17 protein-coding genes and 1 pseudogene are annotated in these 22,240 nt (G+C 63.6%); 10 read left to right on the top strand and 8 right to left on the bottom strand.

Annotated features, from left to right (window positions below; all coding sequences use genetic code 11):
• Nucleotides 1–312: 312 nt before the first annotated feature.
• The 3 genes from C7402_RS31715 to C7402_RS31705 are packed head-to-tail and all read left to right on the top strand — an operon-like array spanning nucleotide 313 to nucleotide 3,855.
• A complete protein-coding gene (locus tag C7402_RS31715; protein ID WP_244314987.1) occupies nucleotides 313–1,635 on the top strand; it encodes an MFS transporter in 1,323 nt (440 codons plus the stop codon).
• On the top strand, nucleotides 1,628–2,497 hold the full coding sequence (locus C7402_RS31710; protein WP_116613452.1) for an alpha/beta fold hydrolase: 870 nt from the start codon (nucleotides 1,628–1,630) through the stop codon (nucleotides 2,495–2,497). Before C7402_RS31715 ends, C7402_RS31710 begins: the two co-directional genes overlap by 8 nt.
• A complete protein-coding gene (locus tag C7402_RS31705) occupies nucleotides 2,494–3,855 on the top strand; it encodes an MmgE/PrpD family protein (protein WP_116613451.1) in 1,362 nt (453 codons plus the stop codon). Before C7402_RS31710 ends, C7402_RS31705 begins: the two co-directional genes overlap by 4 nt.
• A 9-nt stretch (nucleotides 3,856–3,864) precedes the next feature.
• On the opposite strand, the gene gcvA is transcribed toward C7402_RS31705, so the two are convergent.
• Nucleotides 3,865–4,788, bottom strand: coding sequence for a transcriptional regulator GcvA (gene gcvA, locus C7402_RS31700; protein ID WP_112178247.1), 924 nt, complete (start codon nucleotides 4,786–4,788; stop codon nucleotides 3,865–3,867).
• Between the two features lie 153 nt (nucleotides 4,789–4,941).
• On the opposite strand from gcvA, the gene C7402_RS31695 reads away from it, so the two are divergent.
• Together C7402_RS31695 and C7402_RS31690 are read left to right on the top strand one after the other, a co-directional pair.
• Nucleotides 4,942–6,087, top strand: coding sequence for an acyl-CoA dehydrogenase family protein (locus C7402_RS31695; protein WP_116613450.1), 1,146 nt, complete (start codon nucleotides 4,942–4,944; stop codon nucleotides 6,085–6,087).
• Between the two features lie 15 nt (nucleotides 6,088–6,102).
• Complete coding sequence (locus C7402_RS31690) at nucleotides 6,103–8,247, top strand: acetate--CoA ligase family protein (protein ID WP_224041634.1); 2,145 nt, start codon at nucleotides 6,103–6,105, stop codon at nucleotides 8,245–8,247.
• A 110-nt stretch (nucleotides 8,248–8,357) separates the two neighbouring features.
• Here the strand turns inward: C7402_RS31690 and C7402_RS47840 are convergent.
• The 7 genes and pseudogenes from C7402_RS47840 to mhpA form a co-directional block, all read right to left on the bottom strand.
• Nucleotides 8,358–8,510: pseudogene (locus C7402_RS47840) on the bottom strand (IS6 family transposase); the annotation flags it as partial.
• Nucleotides 8,511–8,527: 17 nt separating this feature from the next.
• Entirely contained in the window at nucleotides 8,528–8,824 is a 297-nt protein-coding gene (locus C7402_RS31680) for a Dabb family protein (RefSeq protein ID WP_112178258.1), read from the bottom strand.
• Between the two features lie 21 nt (nucleotides 8,825–8,845).
• On the bottom strand, nucleotides 8,846–9,961 hold the full coding sequence (locus tag C7402_RS31675) for a porin (RefSeq protein ID WP_116613448.1): 1,116 nt from the start codon (nucleotides 9,959–9,961) through the stop codon (nucleotides 8,846–8,848).
• A gap of 66 nt (nucleotides 9,962–10,027) precedes the next feature.
• On the bottom strand, nucleotides 10,028–11,290 hold the full coding sequence (locus tag C7402_RS31670) for an MFS transporter (RefSeq protein WP_116613447.1): 1,263 nt from the start codon (nucleotides 11,288–11,290) through the stop codon (nucleotides 10,028–10,030).
• Nucleotides 11,291–11,502: 212 nt separating this feature from the next.
• A complete protein-coding gene (locus C7402_RS31665) occupies nucleotides 11,503–12,366 on the bottom strand; it encodes an intradiol ring-cleavage dioxygenase (protein WP_116613446.1) in 864 nt (287 codons plus the stop codon).
• Nucleotides 12,367–12,399: 33 nt separating this feature from the next.
• The gene (locus C7402_RS31660) at nucleotides 12,400–13,458 is read right to left on the bottom strand and encodes a maleylacetate reductase (RefSeq protein ID WP_116613445.1); all 1,059 of its coding nucleotides are present in this window, start codon (nucleotides 13,456–13,458) and stop codon (nucleotides 12,400–12,402) included.
• A gap of 15 nt (nucleotides 13,459–13,473) precedes the next feature.
• Nucleotides 13,474–15,084 (bottom strand): bifunctional 3-(3-hydroxy-phenyl)propionate/3-hydroxycinnamic acid hydroxylase MhpA, encoded by a 1,611-nt coding sequence (gene mhpA / locus C7402_RS31655; RefSeq protein WP_116613444.1) that lies wholly within the window; start codon nucleotides 15,082–15,084, stop codon nucleotides 13,474–13,476.
• A gap of 249 nt (nucleotides 15,085–15,333) precedes the next feature.
• On the opposite strand from mhpA, the gene C7402_RS31650 reads away from it, so the two are divergent.
• From C7402_RS31650 to C7402_RS31630, 5 genes are all read left to right on the top strand, one after another.
• Entirely contained in the window at nucleotides 15,334–16,011 is a 678-nt protein-coding gene (locus C7402_RS31650) for a TetR/AcrR family transcriptional regulator (protein WP_208949039.1), read from the top strand.
• Nucleotides 16,012–16,831: 820 nt separating this feature from the next.
• On the top strand, nucleotides 16,832–18,043 hold the full coding sequence (locus C7402_RS31645) for an aromatic ring-hydroxylating oxygenase subunit alpha (RefSeq protein ID WP_116613442.1): 1,212 nt from the start codon (nucleotides 16,832–16,834) through the stop codon (nucleotides 18,041–18,043).
• Nucleotides 18,044–18,046: 3 nt separating this feature from the next.
• Nucleotides 18,047–19,495, top strand: coding sequence for an aldehyde dehydrogenase family protein (locus tag C7402_RS31640; RefSeq protein ID WP_116613441.1), 1,449 nt, complete (start codon nucleotides 18,047–18,049; stop codon nucleotides 19,493–19,495).
• 11 nt (nucleotides 19,496–19,506) lie between these two features.
• Nucleotides 19,507–20,889, top strand: a complete 1,383-nt coding sequence (locus tag C7402_RS31635) for an FAD-dependent oxidoreductase (RefSeq protein WP_116613440.1) — start codon at nucleotides 19,507–19,509, stop codon at nucleotides 20,887–20,889.
• A gap of 16 nt (nucleotides 20,890–20,905) precedes the next feature.
• Nucleotides 20,906–22,222, top strand: coding sequence for an NAD(P)/FAD-dependent oxidoreductase (locus C7402_RS31630; RefSeq protein WP_116613439.1), 1,317 nt, complete (start codon nucleotides 20,906–20,908; stop codon nucleotides 22,220–22,222).
• Nucleotides 22,223–22,240 lie beyond the last annotated feature (18 nt).

The raw sequence follows: 22,240 nt of genomic DNA, 5'->3' as shown, positions 1-22,240 counted from the left end.
CGTGAACTGCACCCCGTGAAAGACAAACCCTAAACCCCGCAAGGCGGACACTTGAACTTGGCCGGAAAGCGGACATCTGAAAATGGCTTTGACATGGTTCTGGCAGCAAAAATCATTTATGTAAGCTCACGAGCCGCCGAAAACAAACCCCCAAAGCCCGTGCTGTGACTTTTTCGAACATGTCTATGCACGATATGAAGTATTTTTTCTGGAGCGTCCACCACAGACTGTCTTCTACAAACCCCGCGCACATCCGAATCGGGTGCCGAATCGAGGGATCAAGGACCCGTCAGGTTCAACAAGGAGACAGCAGTGTCAGATATCTCGTCCAACGCGGCCGCACAGCGATATCGCAGCGCCACACCGGTCATTCGCACCCGGATGGCCGGCTGCATCGGGCATGCGATCGAATGGTTCGATTTTTCGATTTACGCGAACTTCGCCATTTTCTTCGGCCCGCAGTTGTTCCCGTCGACGGACCAACGCTCCGCGCTGCTCGCCGCGTTCGGGGTCTATGCAATCGGCTTTGTCATGCGTCCCGCCGGTGGCTGGCTCCTGGGTGCCGTCGCTGACCGCCACGGGCGCCGTACCGCGCTTGCCATTTCCGTCACCTTGATGGCCGTGGGTTCCCTCCTGCTCGCGGTATTGCCGCCCTACGCCATGATCGGCCTCGCCGCCCCCGTTGTGGCGACGATTGCCCGACTGTTGCAGGGTCTCTCTGTCGGCGGCGAATTCGCCGCGGCCTGTTCCTTCCTCGCCGAAACCGCACCGCCGAACCGCCGGGGTTTTCACGGCAGCTTTTTGTTCTTCGGCACAGGAATCGGCTTGATCGCCGCCTCGGCAATCGCGTGGGTACTGAACCGCGTGCTCACCCACGAGCAGATGCTCCATTTCGGCTGGCGCATCCCGTTCCTGATCGGTGCGTTTGGCGGGCTGTTCGGCTACTGGCTGCGTACGCGCGTGGAAGAGACGGAAGCTTTCCGACGCACCGCCACGCGTGCCAAGGAGCGCAATGGCTCGATCCGCGTGCTTTTCACGCAATACGCGAAACCGACCTGGACGCTCATCGGCACCAGCATTCTCGGTGCCTTCGCCTTTTATCTGTTCATTGTCTACGTGCCGGTCTATGCGATTCACCGCTCGGGCGCCGAACCGGCGACGGCCTACGCAGCGAGCACCTTGAGCCTGATCGTGTTCACGGCGGTCCAGCCGCTCTTCGGCTGGCTATCGGATCGCATCGGCCGCCGACCGCAACTCATCGTGATGGCGGCGATATATACCGTGTTTGTGTACCCGGTCGTGCTCTCGGTGGGCGCCTCATTCTGGTCGATCGCCCTTGTCGAGATCTTCGGCATCGTCGTGTACGGCCTCTATACGGCGATTGCGCCTGCACTCATGGCCGAGCTTTTCGGCGCCGAGATCCGTTCGCTCGGCATCGGACTCCCGTTCAATCTGGTCGTTGCGATTCTCGGTGGCACGACGCCATACATCATGACGTGGCTTCAGGGCCGCCAGCAGGAATACCTGTTCCTCATCTATGTATCCATCGGCTCGGCAATCAGCCTGGTCACCTACGTGCTGATGAAGGAGACGCGTGGGATCGCGCTGGACCCGGAACACCGGCACCATGATTGACGCATTGCACAGGCAACTTTCACGCGCCGCGATCACCACACAAGGCGACGAATGCGCCCTCAACCACATCGATCTGGGCGACGGGCCCCCGCTTCTGTTGATTCACGGTGGGCACGGCGGCTGGTATCACTGGATGAAGAATATCGAAGCCCTCGCTGCGCACTCGCGCGTGATCGCACCTGACCTTCCGGGTTTCGGCGCCAGCACCGCGCCGAAGAGCGGCTTCACGCTTCACCTCGCAGCCAGCGAACTGTTCGCCCTGCTCGACCGGCTTGGCATCGACACGGTCGACGTCGCGGCGTTTTCGTTCGGCGCGTGTATTGCCGCGCAGATGGCCGTGCGGTTTCCTCATCGCGTGCGCTCGCTTGCGGTGGTGAATCCGGCCGGAATGGGCCCGGTTTCGGCACGGCTCTCCGACACGCAGAACGAGGCGGCGCGAGTCGCGAAAGCGCATGGACTCGAGCAAGGCGTGCGCATTTCGCTCGAGGAAATCATGCTATGCGACTCCCGCCTCGTAACAGAAGATCTTTGCAGACTCACGGCTGACCACGTGCGGGCGACACGCGTGCAAACACGCCCCATTGCCAGGACGCATCCCACGCGCGCCCTGCTCGACAGCGTGCGCGCGCCGATGTGGCTGGCATTGGGCTCACAAGATCCCCACCAGCGCCACGAGCTTGACCTGCGCGCGCGCTATGTCGAGTCGATCTCCGCAGGCAATACCTCGTCGATGTGTCACGCCGCGCATTGGCTGCAATTCGAGGCGGCGCCGTGGTTCAACGACAACCTGGCGAATTTTATCGACCGCGTTCGCGGCACCCCTCGCCCACCCCGTTCCATCGATACCGGATTCCAGACATGATTCTCGACACCTTTGCCCAGTACGTCGCCACTCAGGCGAAAGTCGATTTGCCCGCATCTACCCGTCATGCGGCGAAGCGCGCACTGATCGACTGGTTCGCGGCGCTACTCCCCGGCACCCGCACGGCACCCGCCCTGCAACTGCGGAGCGCGCACAGCGAGGAACTGGGCGTTGGGCGTTCGAGCTTGCCGGGCACCGGGACGAGCGCGTTCCCGGCAACTGCCGCGTGGATCAATGGCAGCACATCGCATGCGGTGGAATTCGACGACATCTTCCGGGACGCCGTCTACCATCCGGGCTGCCCAACGGTTGCCGCAGCGCTCGCGCTAGCCGAAAACAGCAACGCGAGTGGCGAGCAACTGCTCAAGGCGATCGTCGCAGGCTACGAAGTCTCGACGCGCATTGGCGCCGCCGTGCAACCCGCCCATTACCGCTTCTTCCATACGACCGGCACGGTGGGATGCTTCGGCGCGGCCGCAGCGGGCGCGCTTCTCGCCGCGCCTGGGTCCACCGACGCGGCACGTCATGCGATGGCGACGGCGGCGACCTTTGCGTCCGGCCTCCAGCAGGCCTTCCGCTCCGACGCGATGACCAAAGCCCTGCATGCCGGCCACGCCGCCGCGGTGGGCGTACGCGCGGCACAAGGTGCCGCCGCGGGGCTGACCGGCGTGACCGACATACTGGAAGGCGCAGCGGGCTTCGGCGCCGCCTTGTGCGACTCGCCGAGCTGGCACGGCGTCACCGACGGCCTGGGCGTGCAATTCAACATCGAGCGCATCACGCAGAAAAATCACGGCTGCTGCGGCCACACATTCGCCGCCATCGACGCGTTGCTCGATTTGAAGCGCGAGCACGGCTTCACGAGCGACGCGATCCGCAACATCAGCGTGCGCACGTATGGGGCGGCGCTCGAGGTGGCCGGCATTCGCAACCCGCAAACGGCCTTTGAAGCGCGTTTCAGCCTGCCCTACGTCATGAGCCACGCGGCGATGTATGGCTCGGTCAGGCTCAGCGCGTTCGAGCCCGCGCGGCTTGCCGAGGCGCCGCTGCGGGCCTTGATGGAAAAGGTCGAACTGGTCGCCGATCCGGCCTTGACGGCCGCGTTTCCGAAGCAGCGTGCGGCGCGCGTGGCCGTGACGCTTGCTGATGGCCGCACGGTCGGGACGTTTGCCCCGTATCGCCGCGGCGATCCCGAAGCGCCGCTGACCGACGCCGAACTCGACGCCAAGTTCACCGAACTCGCCACACCGGTAATCGGCCAATCCGCTGCGCGATCGCTGCTCGATCGACTCTGGCGCATCGATGAACACCGTATTGCCGATCTCGCGCTCGCGAAGCTCATCGCCTCGCAAGCGTAAGCCGTGTCCTCACTCTGCCATGCCCTCTATCATGGGCATGGCAGCGATTTCGTCCATCAGCCACGAGCGAAATGCCGTGATCTTGCGCGACGGCCTGCGGCCTTCGGCAATCAGCAGGTAATAACCCAGCTTGCGCTTCACCGGGCGTTTGAACGGGCAAACCAGCGCGCCCGAGGCGATATCGTTGGCGAGCAGACGCGTTTGCCCGACCGCCACGCCAAGCCCCTCGATCGCCGCCTGGTAGGCGAGCAGCGAGTTCTGAAAGCCGCCGCGCTGCTGCTTCACGAGCGCTTCGAGATCGCTGCGCCCTACCGCATGCAGCCAGTCGAACCAGTCCTGGCGCCGGTAGCGCGATTGAAGCAGCCGATGGTTCGCGAGATCCGAAAACGTCTTCAGCGGCGGCCCGTCACGTAACAACGCCGGACTGCAAACGGGCTCAATGACGTCGTCGAACAAATGCTCGCTTCGGATACCGGGCCAGTTACCGTCGCCGAACTGGATTGCCGCGTCGGCCTCGACCTCGTTGAAATTCATCGGCGCCACGGTCGTGCTGATCTCGACAGGAATGTTGGGATAGCGCTGCTCGAAGCGTTGCAGCCGGTGCATCAGCCACTTCGCCGCGAACGTGGTGTACACATTGAGCCGCAGCGCCTCGCCCTCCGCACTGCCCACGATGCTTTCGGTTGCCGCCGCAATCGCCGCGAACGCCGGTCCCACTGCCTTGTGGTAGGTCGCCCCCGCCTTCGTGAGCCGCACGCCGCGCGGCTCTCGCTCGAACAACGTCACGCCGAGATATTGCTCGAGCGTGGCGAGCTGCCGGCTCACCGCCGAGTGCGTGACGCACAGTTCGGCCGACGCCCTGGTCAGGCTGCCCAGGCGAGCAACGGCATCAAATACGTGTAGTGGATTGAGCGGGGGAACCGTGCGAGACATAGCGTGTGATCGGCCTTGAAGGCCGGAATGAAAAACGGCAATTGATGTTCCAAAAACTCACATCAACGTACTGTATGCGAAGTAGTGTGTCAATCCCGCCGCGGGAATAATGACCTCACGATGAACACGTAATTGGAGACGAAGAGGAGAACCATGGACTTCCAGTTCAATGAGGAGCAAACCGCATTTGCTGACGCCGTGCGCCGGTTCGCGAAAGACACTCTCGCAGACGGCGCGCTGCGGCGGGCCCACGAACCCGGCTATGCGTTCGACGTCGCCCGGCTGCTGTCCGAACAGGGCTTGCTCGGCATCACGATGGACGAGGAGGACGGCGGACAGGGCGGCACGTTGATGGACGCCGTCATCGCGATCCAGGAAATCGCGCTGGTCTGTCCCAAGAGTGCGGATGTCGTGCAGGCTGGCAACTTCGGCCCCATTCGCACGTTCGTCGAGTATGCAAGCCCGGAACAAAAGCGCCGCTACCTCAAGGATCTGCTCAGCGGCCGCAAGGTCATCGCGCTCGGCATGACCGAGCCCGGCGCGGGTTCGGCGGTCACCGAACTGCGCACATCGGCGCGTGAGGAAGGCGACAGGTTCGTCATCAACGGCACGAAAATCTTTTCGACGCATAGCCCCGAGGCCGACCTTTTCCTCATCTACTGCCGCTTCGGGCCGGGGACGGGCAACATCGGCTCGGTTCTGATCGAGAAAGGCACACCCGGACTCACGGTCGGCAATCCGTCATGCTTCATGAGCGGTGAACCGTGGTCGCAGCTGTATATGGAAGAATGCAGCATTGCGGCCGAGAATGTTCTGCTCGGGCCAGGCGGCTTCAAGAAGCAGATCGCCGGCTTCAATGTCGAGCGGGTCGGCAATGCTTCACGCGCCCTGGCGCTGGGCCGCCACGCGTTCAATCTCGCACGCGAACATGCCGCCATGCGCGAGCAGTTCGGCCACCCGTTGTGCGAGTTTCAGGGCATCCAGTGGAAATTCGCCGATATGGCACTCAAGCTCGAATCCGCTCAACTGCTGCTCTATAAGGCGGCAAGTGTTGCGCGCGGCACGCTGCCTTCCCCCAACGACACGGCGCTCGCCAAACTCGCATGCAATCTGGCGGGCTGGGAAGTCTCGAATGAGGCGCTTCAGGTGATGGGCGGCATGGGCTACAGTCAGGAGTCGCTGGTCGAATACTGCGTGCGGCGAACGCGAGGCTGGATGATTGCAGGCGGATCGATCGAAGTCCTCAAGAACCGTATCGCCGAAGGCGTCTTCGAACGCCGCTTCGACCCGCGCAAGTAAAGGGACACCATGAGCATGAATGAGACGATGGAGCCGGCTCCCCGCGCCGCGTTACGTAACCTGGCTCTTGCACGCTGCGTGCTGGCGCCCGAAAGCGTCGCGCTGATCGGTGCGTCAGACGACCCGGCAAAAACGGCGGGCAGACCGCTTCGCTTTATCCGGCAGGCGGGCTACGAGGGCCGCATCTACCCGATCAACCCCAATCGCGATGTCGTGCAGGGCGAACGTGCCTGGCCCCGGGTTGCGGACCTGCCCGAAATTCCCGAGCACGCCTTCATTCTCACGCCAACGGAGGCCGCCATCGACGCCCTCGAGGCATGCGCGGACTTCGGCATTCCCGTGGCCACGATTCTGGCAGCGGGCTTCTCCGAGACGGGACCGGACGGCGAAGCACGCGAACAGCGCGTGCGTGACATCGTCGCCCGCACCGGCATTCGCGTTCTCGGGCCGAGCGGCCTTGGCATGGTGAACGTGCGCACAAAGCTCGCGTTGACGGCCAACGCCGCTTTTGCCGAGCCGGATCTTCCAGTGGGCGGCGTGTTCGTGGCCTCTCACAGCGGCAGCATGATCGGCGGCCTGCTCTCGCGCGGCAAGGCCAAAGGCGTCGGCTTTGCCGGCCTGGTTTCCGTTGGAAACGAAGTCGACCTGAGCGTTGGAGAGATCTGCGCCGCGACGCTCGACGACCCGGCCATTACCGGCTACATGCTCTTTCTCGAAACGCTGCGCCATGCGGACAAACTGCGTGCCTTCGCCCTGGCCGCAGCCGAGCGCGGGAAGCCCGTCGTGGCGTACAAATTGGGCCGCTCCGCGGCCGCCGCAGAACTTGCCGTCTCGCACACCGGCGCGCTCGCTGGCGAGGACGACGTGGCCGACGCGTTCCTCAAGGACTGTGGCATGGCTCGCGTCGACACGCTGGAAGCGTTTCTCGAAAGCCTCCCCCTGCTTCGACAAATGCCCCTGCCCAAGCCGCAGGAAGCCGCGCGCGTACCGCGTGTCGCGGTGGTGACCACAACTGGCGGCGGCGCGGCCATGGTTGTCGATCAACTCGGTGTTCGCGGTGTCGACGTCGTGCAACCGCGTGAAGCCACATTCGCGCGGCTCGCGAGTGCGGGCGTGAACGTATCCAGCGGACGCATCGTCGACCTGACCCTGGCGGGCACCCGCTATGACGTCATGAGCGCAGCGCTTCGCGTGCTGCGCACGGCACCGGAATTCGATCTCGTCATCGCCGTTGCGGGGTCTTCCGCGCGCTTCGCGCCGGAACTGGTGGTTCGCCCGATTATCGACAGCGGCATGGACGACCCGACGTTGCTTCCGCTGGCCGCGTTTGTCGTGCCAGAAGCGCCGCAGGCGCTCTTGCGCCTGACCGAAGCGGGCGTACCGTGTTTTCGCACGCCCGAAGCTTGCGCGGATGCGATTGCCGCCGCTGCATCGCGACGCGCGCCCAAGCCCTTCGCACCACGCGCAGCGCCGGGAAAGAACGATACAGGGCATGGGCAGGCCATCTTGCTTGACGAGCTCACTGCGTACGAGCAGCTCGCGCAAGTGGGTGTCCAGCATGCGCCCGCGACAGCGATCCCGGTCGACGAAAGCACGCCGTTGCCTGAGGCGCTCCCCTATCCACTCGCGGTGAAAGTGCTCTCCGGGCGACTGCCTCACAAAACGGATGTTGGCGGCGTCGAACTGGGTATCGCCGACGCCGCTCAATTGCGCGCAGCAACCGCTCGCATTGTCGAGAACGTGAGACGGCACGAGCCGGATGTCCCGGTGGAGCGCGTGCTCGTGCAACCCATGGCCAAAGGCCTCGGCGAGGCGCTGATCGGCTATCGGCTCGATCCACAGGTGGGCCCCGTTGTGATGCTCGCGGCAGGAGGCGTCTATACCGAGCTTTACCGGGACCGCTCGTTGCGATTAGCACCCGTCGATCTCGACGAGGCCCGGGCGATGGTCGCTGAAGTCAAGGGACTGCGCGCGCTTGAGGGCTATCGCGGCAAACCACGTGGCGACCTGGATGCCCTCGCCAGGACGGTGGTCGCCATGTCTCGACTCGCCACCCTTTCCGATGTCTGCGTCGTTGAAGCCGAAGTCAATCCCGTGATGGTCAAGCGTGAAGGCGAAGGCGTGCTGGCCGTCGACGCGTTAGTGCGCATCAGGAAATGAAGCATCGCGCGCGTGCCGCAGGTTGAGGCGAACCCGGGATTCGGCTCCGTCTGCATTCGAAAGTCCCGAGACCGGCTCGACGCATTTGGCGAGCCGGCCAATCGCACATTGCGCGCGATCGGGAACGTGACCACGACGCCGCGTTCGAGCAACAACTCTTTGACGTCGTGCAAGCTCAGGTCGAACCGGAAATACCAGCGAACCGCGCAACTGATGACGACAGCAGGGAACCGGCGGCCGTGATATAGACCACGACCTCGCACCGATTGCCCGACTCGCCTTAAAGGTAGTCGACCTGATGCCTGCTGATGCGCACCCCTGCCAGTTCATCTCGAACACGCAGATGCTCGGGATGCGTAGCGTATGCCTCTAACGCATTGCGGTCCACGAACTCGGAATAGAGCACGACATCGCATGCATAGTCGATACGGCTAACGTCAATGCCTATTTCCAGCCGACTCATTCCTGGAATTTTTCCGTTAAGGCCTTCGAATGCTTCTTTAACCCGGTTGGCTGCCTCGGCCTTCTCTTCGGGCGATGTCCCGCGAACGTTCCACATCACGATATGCTTGATCAAGATTTGCACCTATGGTTTGCATTAGAAGCGTGTCGAGACACCCACCCGAGCGAGCACCTGCGAACCGGTCGTTGATGCGCTGCCCGGCTGGTTCAGCGCATTGATCCAGGCCTGTGTGACTGGTCCGTCTCCGCTCGCGTGCTGATAAATGCCTTCCGCGTAGAGGAAGGTACGCTTGGAGAGGTGGTACTGGACCACACCGCTCAGTTGATGCGCCCGATTGTTGTCCAGCGCCGAGTTGCCCTGCATGAACGAATAGTCCAGACCGGCCGTCCAGACTCCGGTGACATCCCACTGCACGCCGGTCTTGTAGACATCGATCTTTGCGCCGCTCGCCGTATTCGCGGTGTTCGTGTAAAGCAGCATCGCGAGCACGGACCCGAACTGGTAGTGTCCGCCGAATCCAAAATTGCGGATGCTGCCGTTGAGCCCCTCATACAAGCCCGAGTACCTGACGTTGACGAACGCTGCGCCTAGTCCGAGCGGGCCGTTGGCATAGTCGACTCCGAAGCTCATCGTCGAGTTCGCGGTGAAGTCACCCGCGACGCCGCCGAATCCGTACAGCGCGCCAATGTGAATCCCATATAGATCAGGACTGCGATATTTAATCGAGTTGGCGACGCGGGTTGCGCCTCCCATCCGGTCGAAATCGAACGAGCCCGTTGGATTGTCCGGCACGCCAAGCGAGGCGAACGGTCCCTGCCGGAAATCGTAAATACCGCCAGCGAGAAACGCGCCGTCGAACAAGCCGAGCGTCAGTGTCTCAAACATGAAATCGTACTGATTTCCGAGCGTCAGCGTGCCGAGTCGGTCATTCGATAATCCGACGTAGGCCGTGCGATTGAATAGCGCGCCGGCTCCGGGAATCGTCGCGCCGCTGGCGAGGTCGAACTGCGAGGTCAGTTCGAAAAGTGCCCGGCTGCCGCCGCCGAGTTCCTCGGTGCCTTTCAACGTCAGCAGATTCGGTGCGAAGATGCCCGTATCGAGGAACGTCTTCGACCCGCCTTGCTGATTGTTCACGTAAGTGACACCTGCGTCGAGCAGGCCAAAAATCGTCACGCTGCCCTGCGCGTGCGCTGCCATGGGCATGGCCAACGCAATAAGGCCTGCGCACAGTGAAATCCTGCTGTGCTTCATCTCTATGGTCTCCTGTGCCGCGCAATCGCGTCGGCGTTCGTGTCGTTCTTTTAACGGGCTGATGCGTCATTCGGCAATTTCAGAGCCGAGCGGCACGGGCGCGCGCCGCGAAGTGCGAACCGGGGCGGTCTCCTTCAGCGATATAGCGACGACGAGCCCTATGACGAGCGCGCCCAGTGCGAAATACATCGTGTGCGCGACCCCATAGTGTTTGGCCACGTAGCCCGCCAGCGCCGGCGCGATTCCCCCTCCGAAGACCTCACCGACACCAACCACGAGACCAGATGCCGTCGTCATCAAGCGGGCCGGCACCGACTCGGCGCTGATCGGCCCCACCGTGAGCGTAATGAGCGCAAAGACGAAGAACAGCGTCATGAAAAGCCACGCAAACAGTTTTGGCGGATTGGCGTCGCAGCGCGTCAACAATGCGAGGAACACCAGCGCGCCCAGCACGGAGAGGATCATCACCGGCTTGCGGCCGAGGCGGTCGGACAGCGACGGCATGACCAGCGCACCCAACGCGCCGCCAAAGCCAATCGCTGACAGGACAAAACCCATCTGCTCGATGTCCAGATGCAGCGACTCGGTGAGGTAGCTCGGCAGAAACGCCGGCAGGATCACGAGGTTCGTCACCCAGCAGAACATGCCGATGATGTTGAGCGGAATGTTCCGGTAGCGGAATACGTCCGACCACTTGTGCCGCGCGGCGTCGTGAGTCTGCGTATGCCGTGCCGCGTTCTGCACATCGCTGTTGCGCAGGCAGCGGTAGAGCAGGTAGGCCACGACGAAGCCCGGCACGGCCGCGAGCGCAAAGATCCAGTGCCAAGGCACGACCTTCAGCAACTGCGTGACGAGAATCGGTGCGACACCCAGCCCGAGCAACGGCATCATCGTTTGCTGCAAGCCGACGTTGAAACCGTGCCGCGACGGCCTGGACGCATCGATCGTCGCGACAATACTCACTGGCGTATAGGCGCCCTCGGAGAACCCCATGAGCACGCGGATCAGGATCAGCGTGCCAAGGCTCGCCGCAAATCCGCTCGCACTGCACAACACTGAAAACACCAGCATCGCCGGAATGATCACCTTCCGGTGTCCAATGCGATCGGAGAGGTTGCCCATGAAAATCGACGCAAAGCCCCACGCAACGGCCAGGGCGCCGGCAATATAACCGAGGTCCTGATAGTCGAAATGGCGCTCGTGCATCATGACCGGAAAGAGCGGCATGATCATGAAGCGGTCGATGCCCACCAGACCGAACCCGATTGACAACAGCGCAACCGCCTTCCACTCATAGGCCGTATCCCAGGCCTCATTGGACTGCTTCATGTTTTGTCTCCTTGAATATGTCTGCTATCTGACCGTACCGATACACTATTTTTATTCAGTCATACTTATTGATTTGCACGCTCTTCCGGCGGCTTTTTCGCTCGGCAGGCAGCCTGCCGACGCACTCTCGGGCCGACGCCGGCGGCGGCCGGCCCGTCATCCAGCTTACTCGCCGGATTGCTCTGCCAAGCGGCGCAAAGCGCACCGCATCGTCACGCTCCAGCGGTCCCGCTGCCGCCGACAGGCGTCAGCACGAAGTCAAATGGCGAGCGCCAGACCGTGTTGCCGTCGCTGGCGCGCTCGAACGGCGCCACCAGCGTCTCCTTGACACCGAACACCGCATCGGAGTTGAGATAGGCGTCGTCGCCCGCGAACGTGTGCGTCACGATCTTCTCGAAGCCGGGCGCAGTCACGATGAAGTGCATGTGCGCGGGCCGATACGGATGCCGCCCGAGCGCGGCGAGCATCTTGCCCACCGGACCGTCGTCAGGAATCGGGTACGACACAGGCTTGATGCCGATAAAGCGGTAGTGCCCATCATCGCCGGTCGTAAAAATGCCGCGATTGTTCCATTGCGGCTGGATGCCCGGTTGCTGGACGTCGTAAAAGCCGTCCGGGTTGTCGGACCATACGTCGAGCCGTGCGCCCGCCACCGGATTGCCGTTGATGTCGACCACGCGCCCCTCGAACGCACAGGTCTCGCCCTTGCCGTCGAGCGTGATGGAGGCACCCATCTCCCGCTCCGGCGCGCCCACGACATGGAACGGGCCAAGCACGGTGTTCTCGGTCGCGCCGGCAGGGCGACGGTGGTTGAGCGCATCAACCAGCATCGACGCGCCCAATGTGTCGCTCAGCAGAATGAACTCCTGGCGCTCGTTGCCGCAGATCTGCCCGGTGCGGGTCAGAAAGCCGATTGCGGCCTCCCACTCCTCCTGCGTGAGTTGGACGTCCTTGATAAACGCGTGCAGGTGCTTCACGAGCGATGCCATGACGATTTTCAGGCGCGGCTCGACGTCCGCGCCCATGCGCGCATTGACTGCCTGAGCCGAGCCCTCTTCGGTAAAGAACTGGGACATGCTGTGGATTCCTTATAATGAATTGACGAACTGCTACTCGGGCCGTGCGCCTTCCCATGCGCGCTGTAGCAGCGCGCGGACGGCTTCACGTTCGACCGGGCGGGGATTCCAGTACGGATTTTTCACCGCGAGGTCCGCTGCGGCATCGAGCTGGGATTCCTTCAGCCCGAGGTCCTTCAGGGCGAGCGGCGCGCCGAGCGAGCGGGCGAAGTCGTAAAGCCCTCCACCGATCGAGTCACCGAACAGATCCGCGAGGGGCCGCAGTTCCTGGGCCGCGGCCTGGGCGTTGTATGCCGCCGAATGCGGCAACACGATGGCGTGAGTTTCCGCGTGAGGCAGGTCGAAGCTGCCTCCGAGCGTATGGCAAAGCTTGTGATGGAGGGACATGCCGACCGTTCCGAGCACCGATCCACACAGCCACGATCCATAAAGCGCATCGGACCTCGCAGCGAGATCGTCGGGGCGCACGACGATCACGCGCAGCGCATCACGCAGCGCCCGCACGCCTTCGACGGCCATCAGCGACGTCACCGGATTGCGATCTTTCGCGTAGACGCCCTCCACCGCGTGCGCGATCGCGTTCAAGCCGCTCGTCACGCTCATCGCAACGGGCAGACCAAGCGTCAGCGCAGGATCGTAGATCACGACTTCGGGGAGGATCTTCGCGTCGCGGATGGTCGTCTTGATGCCGTCCTCGGTCTGGCCGAGGATCGGCGTCACCTCAGAGCCCGCATAGGTGGTCGCGACCACGATCTGCGGTGCATCGTTGCGCCAGGCAATGGCCTTGCCAAGCCCGATCGTCGAACCGCCGCCAAGCGCGACCACGCAGTCCGCGCCCGCCGCCTCGAACGCGGCCAGCGCCTTGAGCGTCACGGCAACCGGCGTATGCATCGCCGCTTCGCTGAAAACGCCTGCTGCCAGCGGGCCGATCCGTTCGGCCAGCTTCTGCGCGTCGGCCCGCTGCGACGGTGTCGAGAGAATCAGCGCGCGCTCGGCACCGAGCCGCCCAAGTTCGCCGGCGACGGCTTCGGCGGTCCCGGGGCCGAACAAGACGCGGCCCGGATTGATTTCGTAGGTGAAGCTCGCAGTCATGAACGGACTCCGTACTCAGGCGACTTCGCCGACGCGAAGATGGAGCTTCGCGACGAGTTCGTCGAAGCGCTCGCGCAACAGTTCCGCGCTCTTCGCAGTGGCCGCGACGTAGAAGTCGGGGCGCAGCACGACATAGGTGGCGTCGATGCTTGCGAGCCAGCGCTTGTACGTTTCTTCGATATCCACTGCATCGCAAGGCGCGCCCGGCGTGCCGATCCGCGCGGTCCGGCCTTCCAGAAGCGCGAGTTGCTCCAGCCGCTCGGGGCCAAGCGCGTGCGCCGGATCGGCATCCAGACCGATCACGAACCAGCCGTGGCCGACGGCCTGGTCAAAGCGGTCCCGCGTGCCGTTCACGTCGACCACGCCCTGCACCGACAACTCACCCGCATGCGCGGATTCGGCAGACCAGGCCCCCGGGCCCAGATGGCAAACATCGGTCGGAACCGGCTGGTTATTGCGCGCCTTGAGATCGGCCTTCATTTTCACGTCGCGCTCTGCCGCTTCCTTTTCGTCGGCAATGCAGATGATCTTCCCGAGCTCCTGGCTGAACTCGATGTAGTGCTTTGCGTGCTCGAGGCGCTCGGTCGTGTAGCTGTCGAGCACCGCGGCGGACAGCTTGCCTTCGAGAATCGCGTTAAGACGCCAGCCTAATGCGAACGCATCGCGCAAGCCCGCACACATGCCCTCGCCCGCAAACGGCGGCATCAGATGCGCCGCATCGCCCGCGATGACGCAGCGGCCGCGGTTCCACGTCTTCGCCCAACGCGCCTGGAAACGGTAGACGGCGCTGCGCTCGAGTTCGGCGTTCTCCGGCGTCATGCCCCACGGCTCGAGCAGCGCCCATGCGCGCTCGGGGGTCTGCAACTCCTGCGCCAACTCGCCAGGCAGGACCATGAACTCCCAGCGGCGCCGGCCCGGGCCGCCTGGCACGATGGTTGTCGGACGCTTCGGGTCGCACAGTTGCCACTGCATGGGCTGCGCGACGTATGCCTCCTGCGGGATGAGGTCGAGAATCAGCCAGTCGAAGAAGTAGCCCCTGTCCTCGTTCTCGATGCCGAGCGCGTCGCGCACGAAGCTGTTCGCGCCATCGGCGCCCACCAGGTACTTCGCGCGCACTGTGCGGGTTTCGCCGCCAGCGCCGGCTTCCTGCGGGTTGCGCGTGAGCGATACCGTCACGCCGTCACCGTCTTCGACCAGCCCCGTACCCTCCCAGCCGCGCAACTGCGTGACGCCCGGCATGCCGTCGACGATGCGCGTGAGACGCGCTTCGAGGTCCGGCTGGTTGAACCAGTAACGCACGCGCCAGCCCGACGCCGACTGGCTCTGCCAGTCGACGATCTGAAGGTTCTCGCCGCGCACGTCTTTCCAGTAATACAGCTCGTCGTGGTACGAGATAGCCGAGTCATGCTCCGAGTCGATCCCGAGCGTCGCGAGAATCCGGGCGATCTCGTGGTCGTACGTCACCGCGCGCGGCCGGCCATAGGCCTGCGACCAGCGCTCGACCAACGTCACCCGCTTGCCGCGCTGACCGAGCAGGATTGCGAGCAACGTGCCGACCGGGCCGCCGCCAATGATGGCGACATCGGCGTCAAAGTGAGTGTTTGCGGTTGAAGCGGGGGCATTCATGAACTGTCTCCTTGATTCGTCGCCCTGCCGGGCTTGCGGTGCGAAGGATGATGCTGGCTGCACGGATGACGCCGTCCGGCCGGGATGACACCTTCACTTCGCTTGAGACAGAATGTAGATCAAAACTGAATGCTCGTCACATATGGTAAACACTCACGTTTGATCATTAGTCATATCGAAGGATCGCAAACAAAGTGATCCTGCGGTGCGTGTCATGGCCATGCTTACCGAAGCCGGATTCGTATTAGAATGATCGTCAACAATGAATCCAGGCAGACTTCGATGAATTCACAGGCCAATGAGGGCGAGCAGGAAGGGCGCGTGGCGCGCAGGCAGCGTCGTAATCGCGAGGCGTTGATCAAAGCCGCGGGCACGATCATGAGCGAAAAAGGGATCGATGCCGCCACGATGCTGGAAATCGCCGAACTCGCCGACGTAGGCGCGGGGACGGTGTACAACTACTTCAAGTCCAAGGACGAGCTCGCAATCGCAGTGCTCGAGGAAATGATGCACGAACTTGCGCTACGCATAGAAAGGGCGACCGCTGGCCTGGCCGACCCGGCAGCGGTCTATGCGTTCGGGATTCGCACCGTGCTTGAAGCGGCGACTACCGACATCAGCTGGAAGGAAATGCTGTACCGCTCGGAAGTCATCGCCGACGCGCTCTTCCGGCGCATGGGCCCGTTTGCGATTCGCGACCTGCGCAATGGCATCAGCGCGGGCGTTTTCCGCGTGTCGGACCCGGATCTCGTGTGGCACCTGACTGCGCACGCCATCGTCGGCGCCAGTCTCGCCATCACGACAGACCGGCTTTCAGCGAGTGTCAAGGAAGAGATCGTGATTCGATTACTGTGCTTGACCGGCATCGGTATTGATGCAGCTACAGAACTGGCTGCGCGCCCCAGGCCGGCATCAGTGGTCAGGTAACGATTGTCCATGCGCACGCTGTCAGGACGCCTCGCCAGTCTTCAGGTTTCTGCGGAGAGGCGCGTGGGCATAGAGGACAGGCGTGCTAACCGCTAAAGCGATCCGCTGCGTCGCTCTGACGCTTAGGCCCGGTCGTTCGCGCATTCGCTAACGCTCTGTACACGACGCTCTCTGCCACAACGTTTTGGATTCACTCAGCAGGCGTCCGAGTGGCGCCGCGCGTACTCACGATTTGCGTGGCCGGGGGTCGCTCGCCGAGCGCCTCGCGGATTCAATTTTCATCTGCTTGATTTTTCAATGGCGGCGAGCGCACATCGCATTTTGTTGGCGTAGACCGCATTAAAACTGTCACCATTGCGACAGTCAATGTGTCACCGCGCGCAATAACCTCAGAACTCCCTTTGCTCTCTGCCGTTTGCCGCCGGGCAACGCATGCGTAACTCAGACGCTGCGCATGTGGCCCCAGTCGGCCAGAACCGGCCACCGATAGCATGAATGGCAAGCGGCCTCTTTGAGATCAATAGCGGACGGTTGACGAGTCCCTCCTCTTCGGAGCACCCCGAATCGCGAGGACACCGCAAACAACTGCTCCGATTCAGTTACATCGCAGTGCAGTCAACGTCGCCCGGACGCGATTCTCCCCAGTGAAGTGGCTCGATCGCTGCGGCCCCCGTGGCGCGTCCATGAGTTTTTCTAATCAATCTGCCGCCAAAGAATCGTTTGTTCTCCCCGTTTCGCACTTCGATAATTTTCACCAATCCCAGCCCTCCGAGGGCTCAGGTGAAACCAGTCACGCGAACGTGCAATGGAGACAAACCCGATGAACGCCCCCACCGAAATCAAATACTTTCCCCTCGTCCAGTTGCAGACGGTGCTCAACCCGATCGAGCAGGCCACCGGCCTCGGCAATGAGTTCTATACCAGCAATCAATACTTCCAGGTGGAGCGCGACGCCGTGCTGAGCCAGGAGTGGGTGTGCGTCGGCTTCGCAGACGACCTCAAGACGCCGTCGAGCGTGCAGCCGGTCGATTACATGGGCCTCCCGCTGCTCATCACACGCAATCGCGAAGGTGTGCTTCAGGTGTTCCATAACGTTTGCAGCCATCGCGGTATGAAACTGGTGCAGGAAGCCGGGGAAATTCAGGGCGTCATCCGCTGCCCGTACCATTCGTGGACCTATGACTTGAATGGCACGCTCAAAGGCACGCCGCACGTCGGCGGCATCAATCAGCACAAGGACGAACGCGTGCCCTGCGAGAAGCACGGCCTGAAAGCGCTGCGCAGCCATGTATGGATGGGCATGGTGTTCGTGAACCTCTCGGGCACCGCGCCTGATTTCGAGGAAGTGTTGCGCCCGCTGACCGAACGCTGGTCCCAATTCCTTGGCGGCGACGGCAACGCGCTCATGCACGTGCCGCGCGAAGGCGGTTCATGGTCGGTCGAGGTCAAATGCAACTGGAAGCTCGCGGTCGAGAACTACTGCGAGGCCTATCACCTGCCCTGGGTGCATCCGTCGCTGAACTCGTATTCGCGTCTGGAGGATCACTACAACATCGCGTTCGCCGACCAGTTCGCCGGTCAAGGCAGCTACGCTTATAACCTCGCCGATGTCGAAGGCACCTCGCTGCCCACCTTCCCGTCCTGGCCCGCCGACCGCCTGCGCAACGCCGAATACGTCGCGCTGTTCCCGAACGTGCTGCTGGGCATTCAGGCCGATCACGCGTTCGCGATGATGCTGCAACCGCTGGCCGCCAACCGCACGGTCGAGCATCTGCGCCTGCTGTTCGTCGGCCAGGACGCCGCCGATGCGCCGCAATACGAAGCCAGCCGTCAAGCCGTGCTCAACGCGTGGCGCGTGGTGTTCTCGGAAGACATTGGCGCGGTGGAGGGCATGCAGGCGGGCCGTCAGTCGCCGGGTTTCAAGGGTGGCGTGTTCTCGCCGGAAATGGATCAGCCCACGCACTACTTCCATCAGTGGATGGCGCGCCGCGTCCTCGCGAACGGCCAGAACCAGGTGCAGGGTCAGGGGTAAGCCATGGAACGCTCTATCGGTCATCACTGGCTTAATTACATCGACGGCGAATGGGTGGACAGCCCGAACCGTCTGGACGTGGCCAACCCGGCCAACGGCGAGCCGTTCGCCAGCATCGCGCTCGCGAGCGTCGACGACGCGCAGCGCGCGCTCGACGCCGCCGAACGCTGCGCGGCCGGCGGCGAACTCACGCGGCTGCGCCCCGCCGAACGCGTGCGCTGGCTGCTGCGCATCGCCGACGAAATCCGCGCGGTAACGGAAGAAGGCGCGCGCATTCTGTGCCTCGAAAACGGCAAGCGCCTTAGCGACGCCCGCGACGAATTCGCCGAAGCGGCACGCTATTTCGAGTACTACGCGGGTCTCGCCGACAAGCTCGAAGGCATCTCGGTGCCGCTTGGCGACGACTACGTGGACTTCACGCGCTACGAGCCGATGGGAGTATCGGTGCAGATCGTGCCGTGGAATTTTCCGGTGTCGATCTGCGCGCGCTCGCTCGCCCCGGCGCTCGCGGCGGGTAACGCGGTAATCGTGAAGTCGCCCGAGCTTTCGCCACTGGGCATGTGCGTGCTGTTCGAAGCCATCGCGCGGGCCGGTCTGCCGCGCGGCGCAGTGCAACTGCTGTGCGGCCTGGGCCGCGACGTGGGCGCGCATCTGGCCGCCAGCCCGCAGACGAAACAGATCGTCTTTACGGGGTCGGTGGCGACGGGCCGCTCGATTCTCGCCGCCGCCGCGCAATGGGCCACGCCCAGCGTGATGGAACTGGGCGGCAAATCGGCGGCCATCGTGTTCGCCGATTCGGACCGCGCGCAACTGCTCGCCAGCGTGAAAAGCGGCATCTTCTTCAACGCGGGCCAGGTCTGCTCGGCGATGTCGCGGCTCGTGGTGCATCGCGATATCTACGACGAAGTCGTCGCCGAAGTTGCACAACTCGCGCGCGGCCTCGCCATCGGTCCCGGCGAACAGGACCCGGATCACACGCCGGTCATCAGCGGGCAGCAACTGGAGCGCGTGGTCGCGATGTGCGAGGAGGCCATCGCCGCGGGTGCGCAGCCGGTTGCGGGCGGCGCGCGCGTGGCCAACCGCGCGGGCTTCTATATGCAACCGACCGTGTTCGCGGGCGTGAATCCCGCGATGACGATTGCCTGCGAAGAGGTGTTCGGCCCGGTGCTCAGCGTGATCCCCTTCGACACCGAAGACGAAGCCGTCGCCATCGCCAACGGCACGCCGTATGGCCTCGTAGCAGGCGTGTTCACGCGCGACGTCAATCGTGCACTGCGCTTCGCGCGCCGCCTGCGCGCGGGCCAGGTGTTCGTCAACGAGTGGTACGCGGGCGGCATCGAAACGCCGTTCGGCGGCGTGGGTTTATCGGGCTTTGGCCGCGAGAAAGGTCAGGAAGCGATCTACAGCTACGTGCAGACGAAGAACGTGGCGATCCGGGTTGCGCAAGCGTAAGAGGTGCGACGATGAAAAAGTGGCTCTGTATCATTTGTGGCCTCATCTACGATGAAGCCGAGGGCTGGCCCAAGGACGGGATCGCCGCCGGCACGCGCTGGGAAGACGTGCCCGAGGACTGGAAATGCCCCGATTGCGGCGTCGGCAAGGCGGACTTCGAGATGATCGAGATTCGCGAGGAAGCGCCTGCTGCTGCGCCGGTTGTATCTACGCCGGTGGCGCAACCTGCGCCCGCGCCCGCCGCACCGCGCCGCGAAGGCCCAATCGTCATCATCGGCTCGGGACATGCGGGCTACAGCCTCGCGCAAGCGATCCGCAAGCGCGACGCCAACGCTCAAATCGTGGTCCTCACTCGCGAATCCGGCGATCTGTATTCGAAGCCCGCGCTCTCCATCGCCACCTCGCAGGACCGCAGCGCGGAGGCCCTGATCAGCGAAACGCCGTTCGATATCGAGCGCCGCCTGAAGATCCGCGTCTATCCGCGTTGCGAAGTCGAAGCGATCGATGCCGAAGCGCATGTCGTGCAAACCCGCTACGGCGCGATGCCCTATGCAAAGCTCGTACTCGCACTGGGCGCAAGCCCGGTCAGGCTCGATGTCGCGGGCCGCAGCGACGCGCTGCTGAGTGTGAACAATCTCGACGATTACCGATTGCTGCGCAGCAAACTGAACGGCGTCTCGCGCGTCGCCATCATCGGTGACGGGCTGATTGGCTGCGAGTTCGCCAACGACCTTGCCAAACGCGGCCTGGACGTGAGCGTGATCGGCATCGGCAAATGGCCGCTCGAACGGCTCATGCCGCAGCAAGCGGGCAGCCATCTGCAAGACGCGCTCGCGGCGCTCGGCGTGAAGTGGCATCTGCGGAACTCGGTGAGGGAAATTGCGGGCGCGCCCGGCGCGTGGTCGCTCCTGCTCGCCGATGGCGCGCGTGTCGAAGCCGAGGTCGTGATCTCCGCCGTGGGTCTGGCGCCGAATGTAGCGCTGGCCGCAGCATGCGGCGTCGACGTCGGGCGCGGCATCCGCACCGACGCGCAACTGCGCACCAGTGTGGCCGATATCTACGCGCTGGGCGATTGCGTCGAGATCGACGGACGCCCCGCGCCCTATCTCGCGCCGATCAATCATGGCGTCGACGCGCTCGCGCGCACCCTGACCGGCCAGCCGACCGACGTGCACTATCCGCCCATGCCCGTGCAGGTCAAAACGCCCGCCGCGCCGCTGATGCTGTTGCCGCCCGCCGCCCCAGAAGGCGAATGGCGTATCGACGCCACCGAGGACGGCTTTAGCTGCGGCCACTTCGACAGCACCGGCAAGATGCGCGGCTTCGCGCTGATCGGCCAGCGCGCCCAGGCCCTGCGCGGGCGCTGGGTCGAACAGTGCCATCCGGCCAACTAAATACAGAAGGCACACCATGAATCTGCCCCATGACGACAAGACCTGTGGCTGGTACGCCGCATTGCCGCCGCCGCAACCCGTGCGCCGCCTGAGCGGCCGCCAGCAGGCCGACTACGCCGTGATCGGCGCGGGCTTCGCCGGACTCGCCGCCGCGCGGCGTCTGGCCGAACACGAACCCGAGGCGCGCATCGTGCTGGTGGACGCGCAGCGCGTCGGCGAAGGCGCGTCGGGCCGCAACTCGGGTTTCGTAATCGACCTGCCGCACAAGTTCGCACTCGAAAATCCCGATCCGCAATTCAAGCAGCGTTTGCTGCGCCTGAACCGCACCGCCATCGCGCAACTCCAGTCGCTCGTCGACGAACACGGCATTGCGTGCCAGTGGTCGCACGCGGGCAAGTACCAGGGCGCGGTGGGCGAGCGCGGCCTCGCTTATCTCGCGCACTTCGAGAAATTGATGTCGGCGCTTGGCGAGCCCTTTCATGCGGTCGAAGGCAAGGAACTGGCGAAGGTGCTGGGCAGCACGCACTACAGCCGCGCGGTATTTACGCCCGGCTGCTATCTGATGCAGCCCGCGGCGCTGGTGCGCGGCCTCGCGCGCTCGCTGCCGGAGAACGTCGAACTGCTGGAAAATTCGGCGATCCAGCGCGTGGAGCGCGACGGCGTGGGCGGCTACGTGCTGCATGGCATGGACGGCGAAATCCGCACACCGCGCCTGCTGCTGGGCACGAGCATTTTCACGCGCGAATTCGGCTATCTGCACAATCGCCTCTTGCCGGTGATGACGTTCGCAAGCTGGACCGCGCCGCTCGACGCCGCGCAGTGCAAGCGCTATAGCGGCACCTTCGACTGGGGTTTGACGCCTGCCGATCACGCGGGCACCACGGTACGCATGACCCAGGATCGCCGCATCATCATCCGCAACACCTACAAGCATGTGCCGAAGTACGGCCGCAGCATTGATGACAGCACGCGCGAAAGCATCCGCGCCGATCATCGCAAGGCGTTTCTCGCGCGCTTCCCCGATCTCACCGACGTGCCGTTCACGCACACCTGGGGCGGCGTCTACGCGATCTCGCGCAACTTCACCAACTTCTTCGGGCAACTGGAAGACGGCGTGTTCGCCTCGGCGTGCGATAACGGCGTGGGCGCGGCATGGGGCACGATTTCCGGCACCTTGCTCGCCGATAAGGCGGTAGGCGCAACATCGTCGTTGCTCGACGACATTCATTCCGTCACCGGCATGCCTTCGCTCAATCCGCCCGAGCCGTTCCTGGGCATAGGCGTGCGCACGCGGATTCGCCTCGCGGCATGGAACAGCCGGGCGGAAGTATGAGCGAGCCAGACGTGGAAG

The sequence above is a fragment of the Paraburkholderia unamae genome, assembly GCF_003096875.1.
Classification (GTDB): Bacteria; Pseudomonadota; Gammaproteobacteria; order Burkholderiales; family Burkholderiaceae; genus Paraburkholderia; species Paraburkholderia unamae.
The sequence above is the reverse complement of the archived record's forward strand: the minus strand, read 5'-3'. Positions and strand labels throughout refer to the sequence as shown.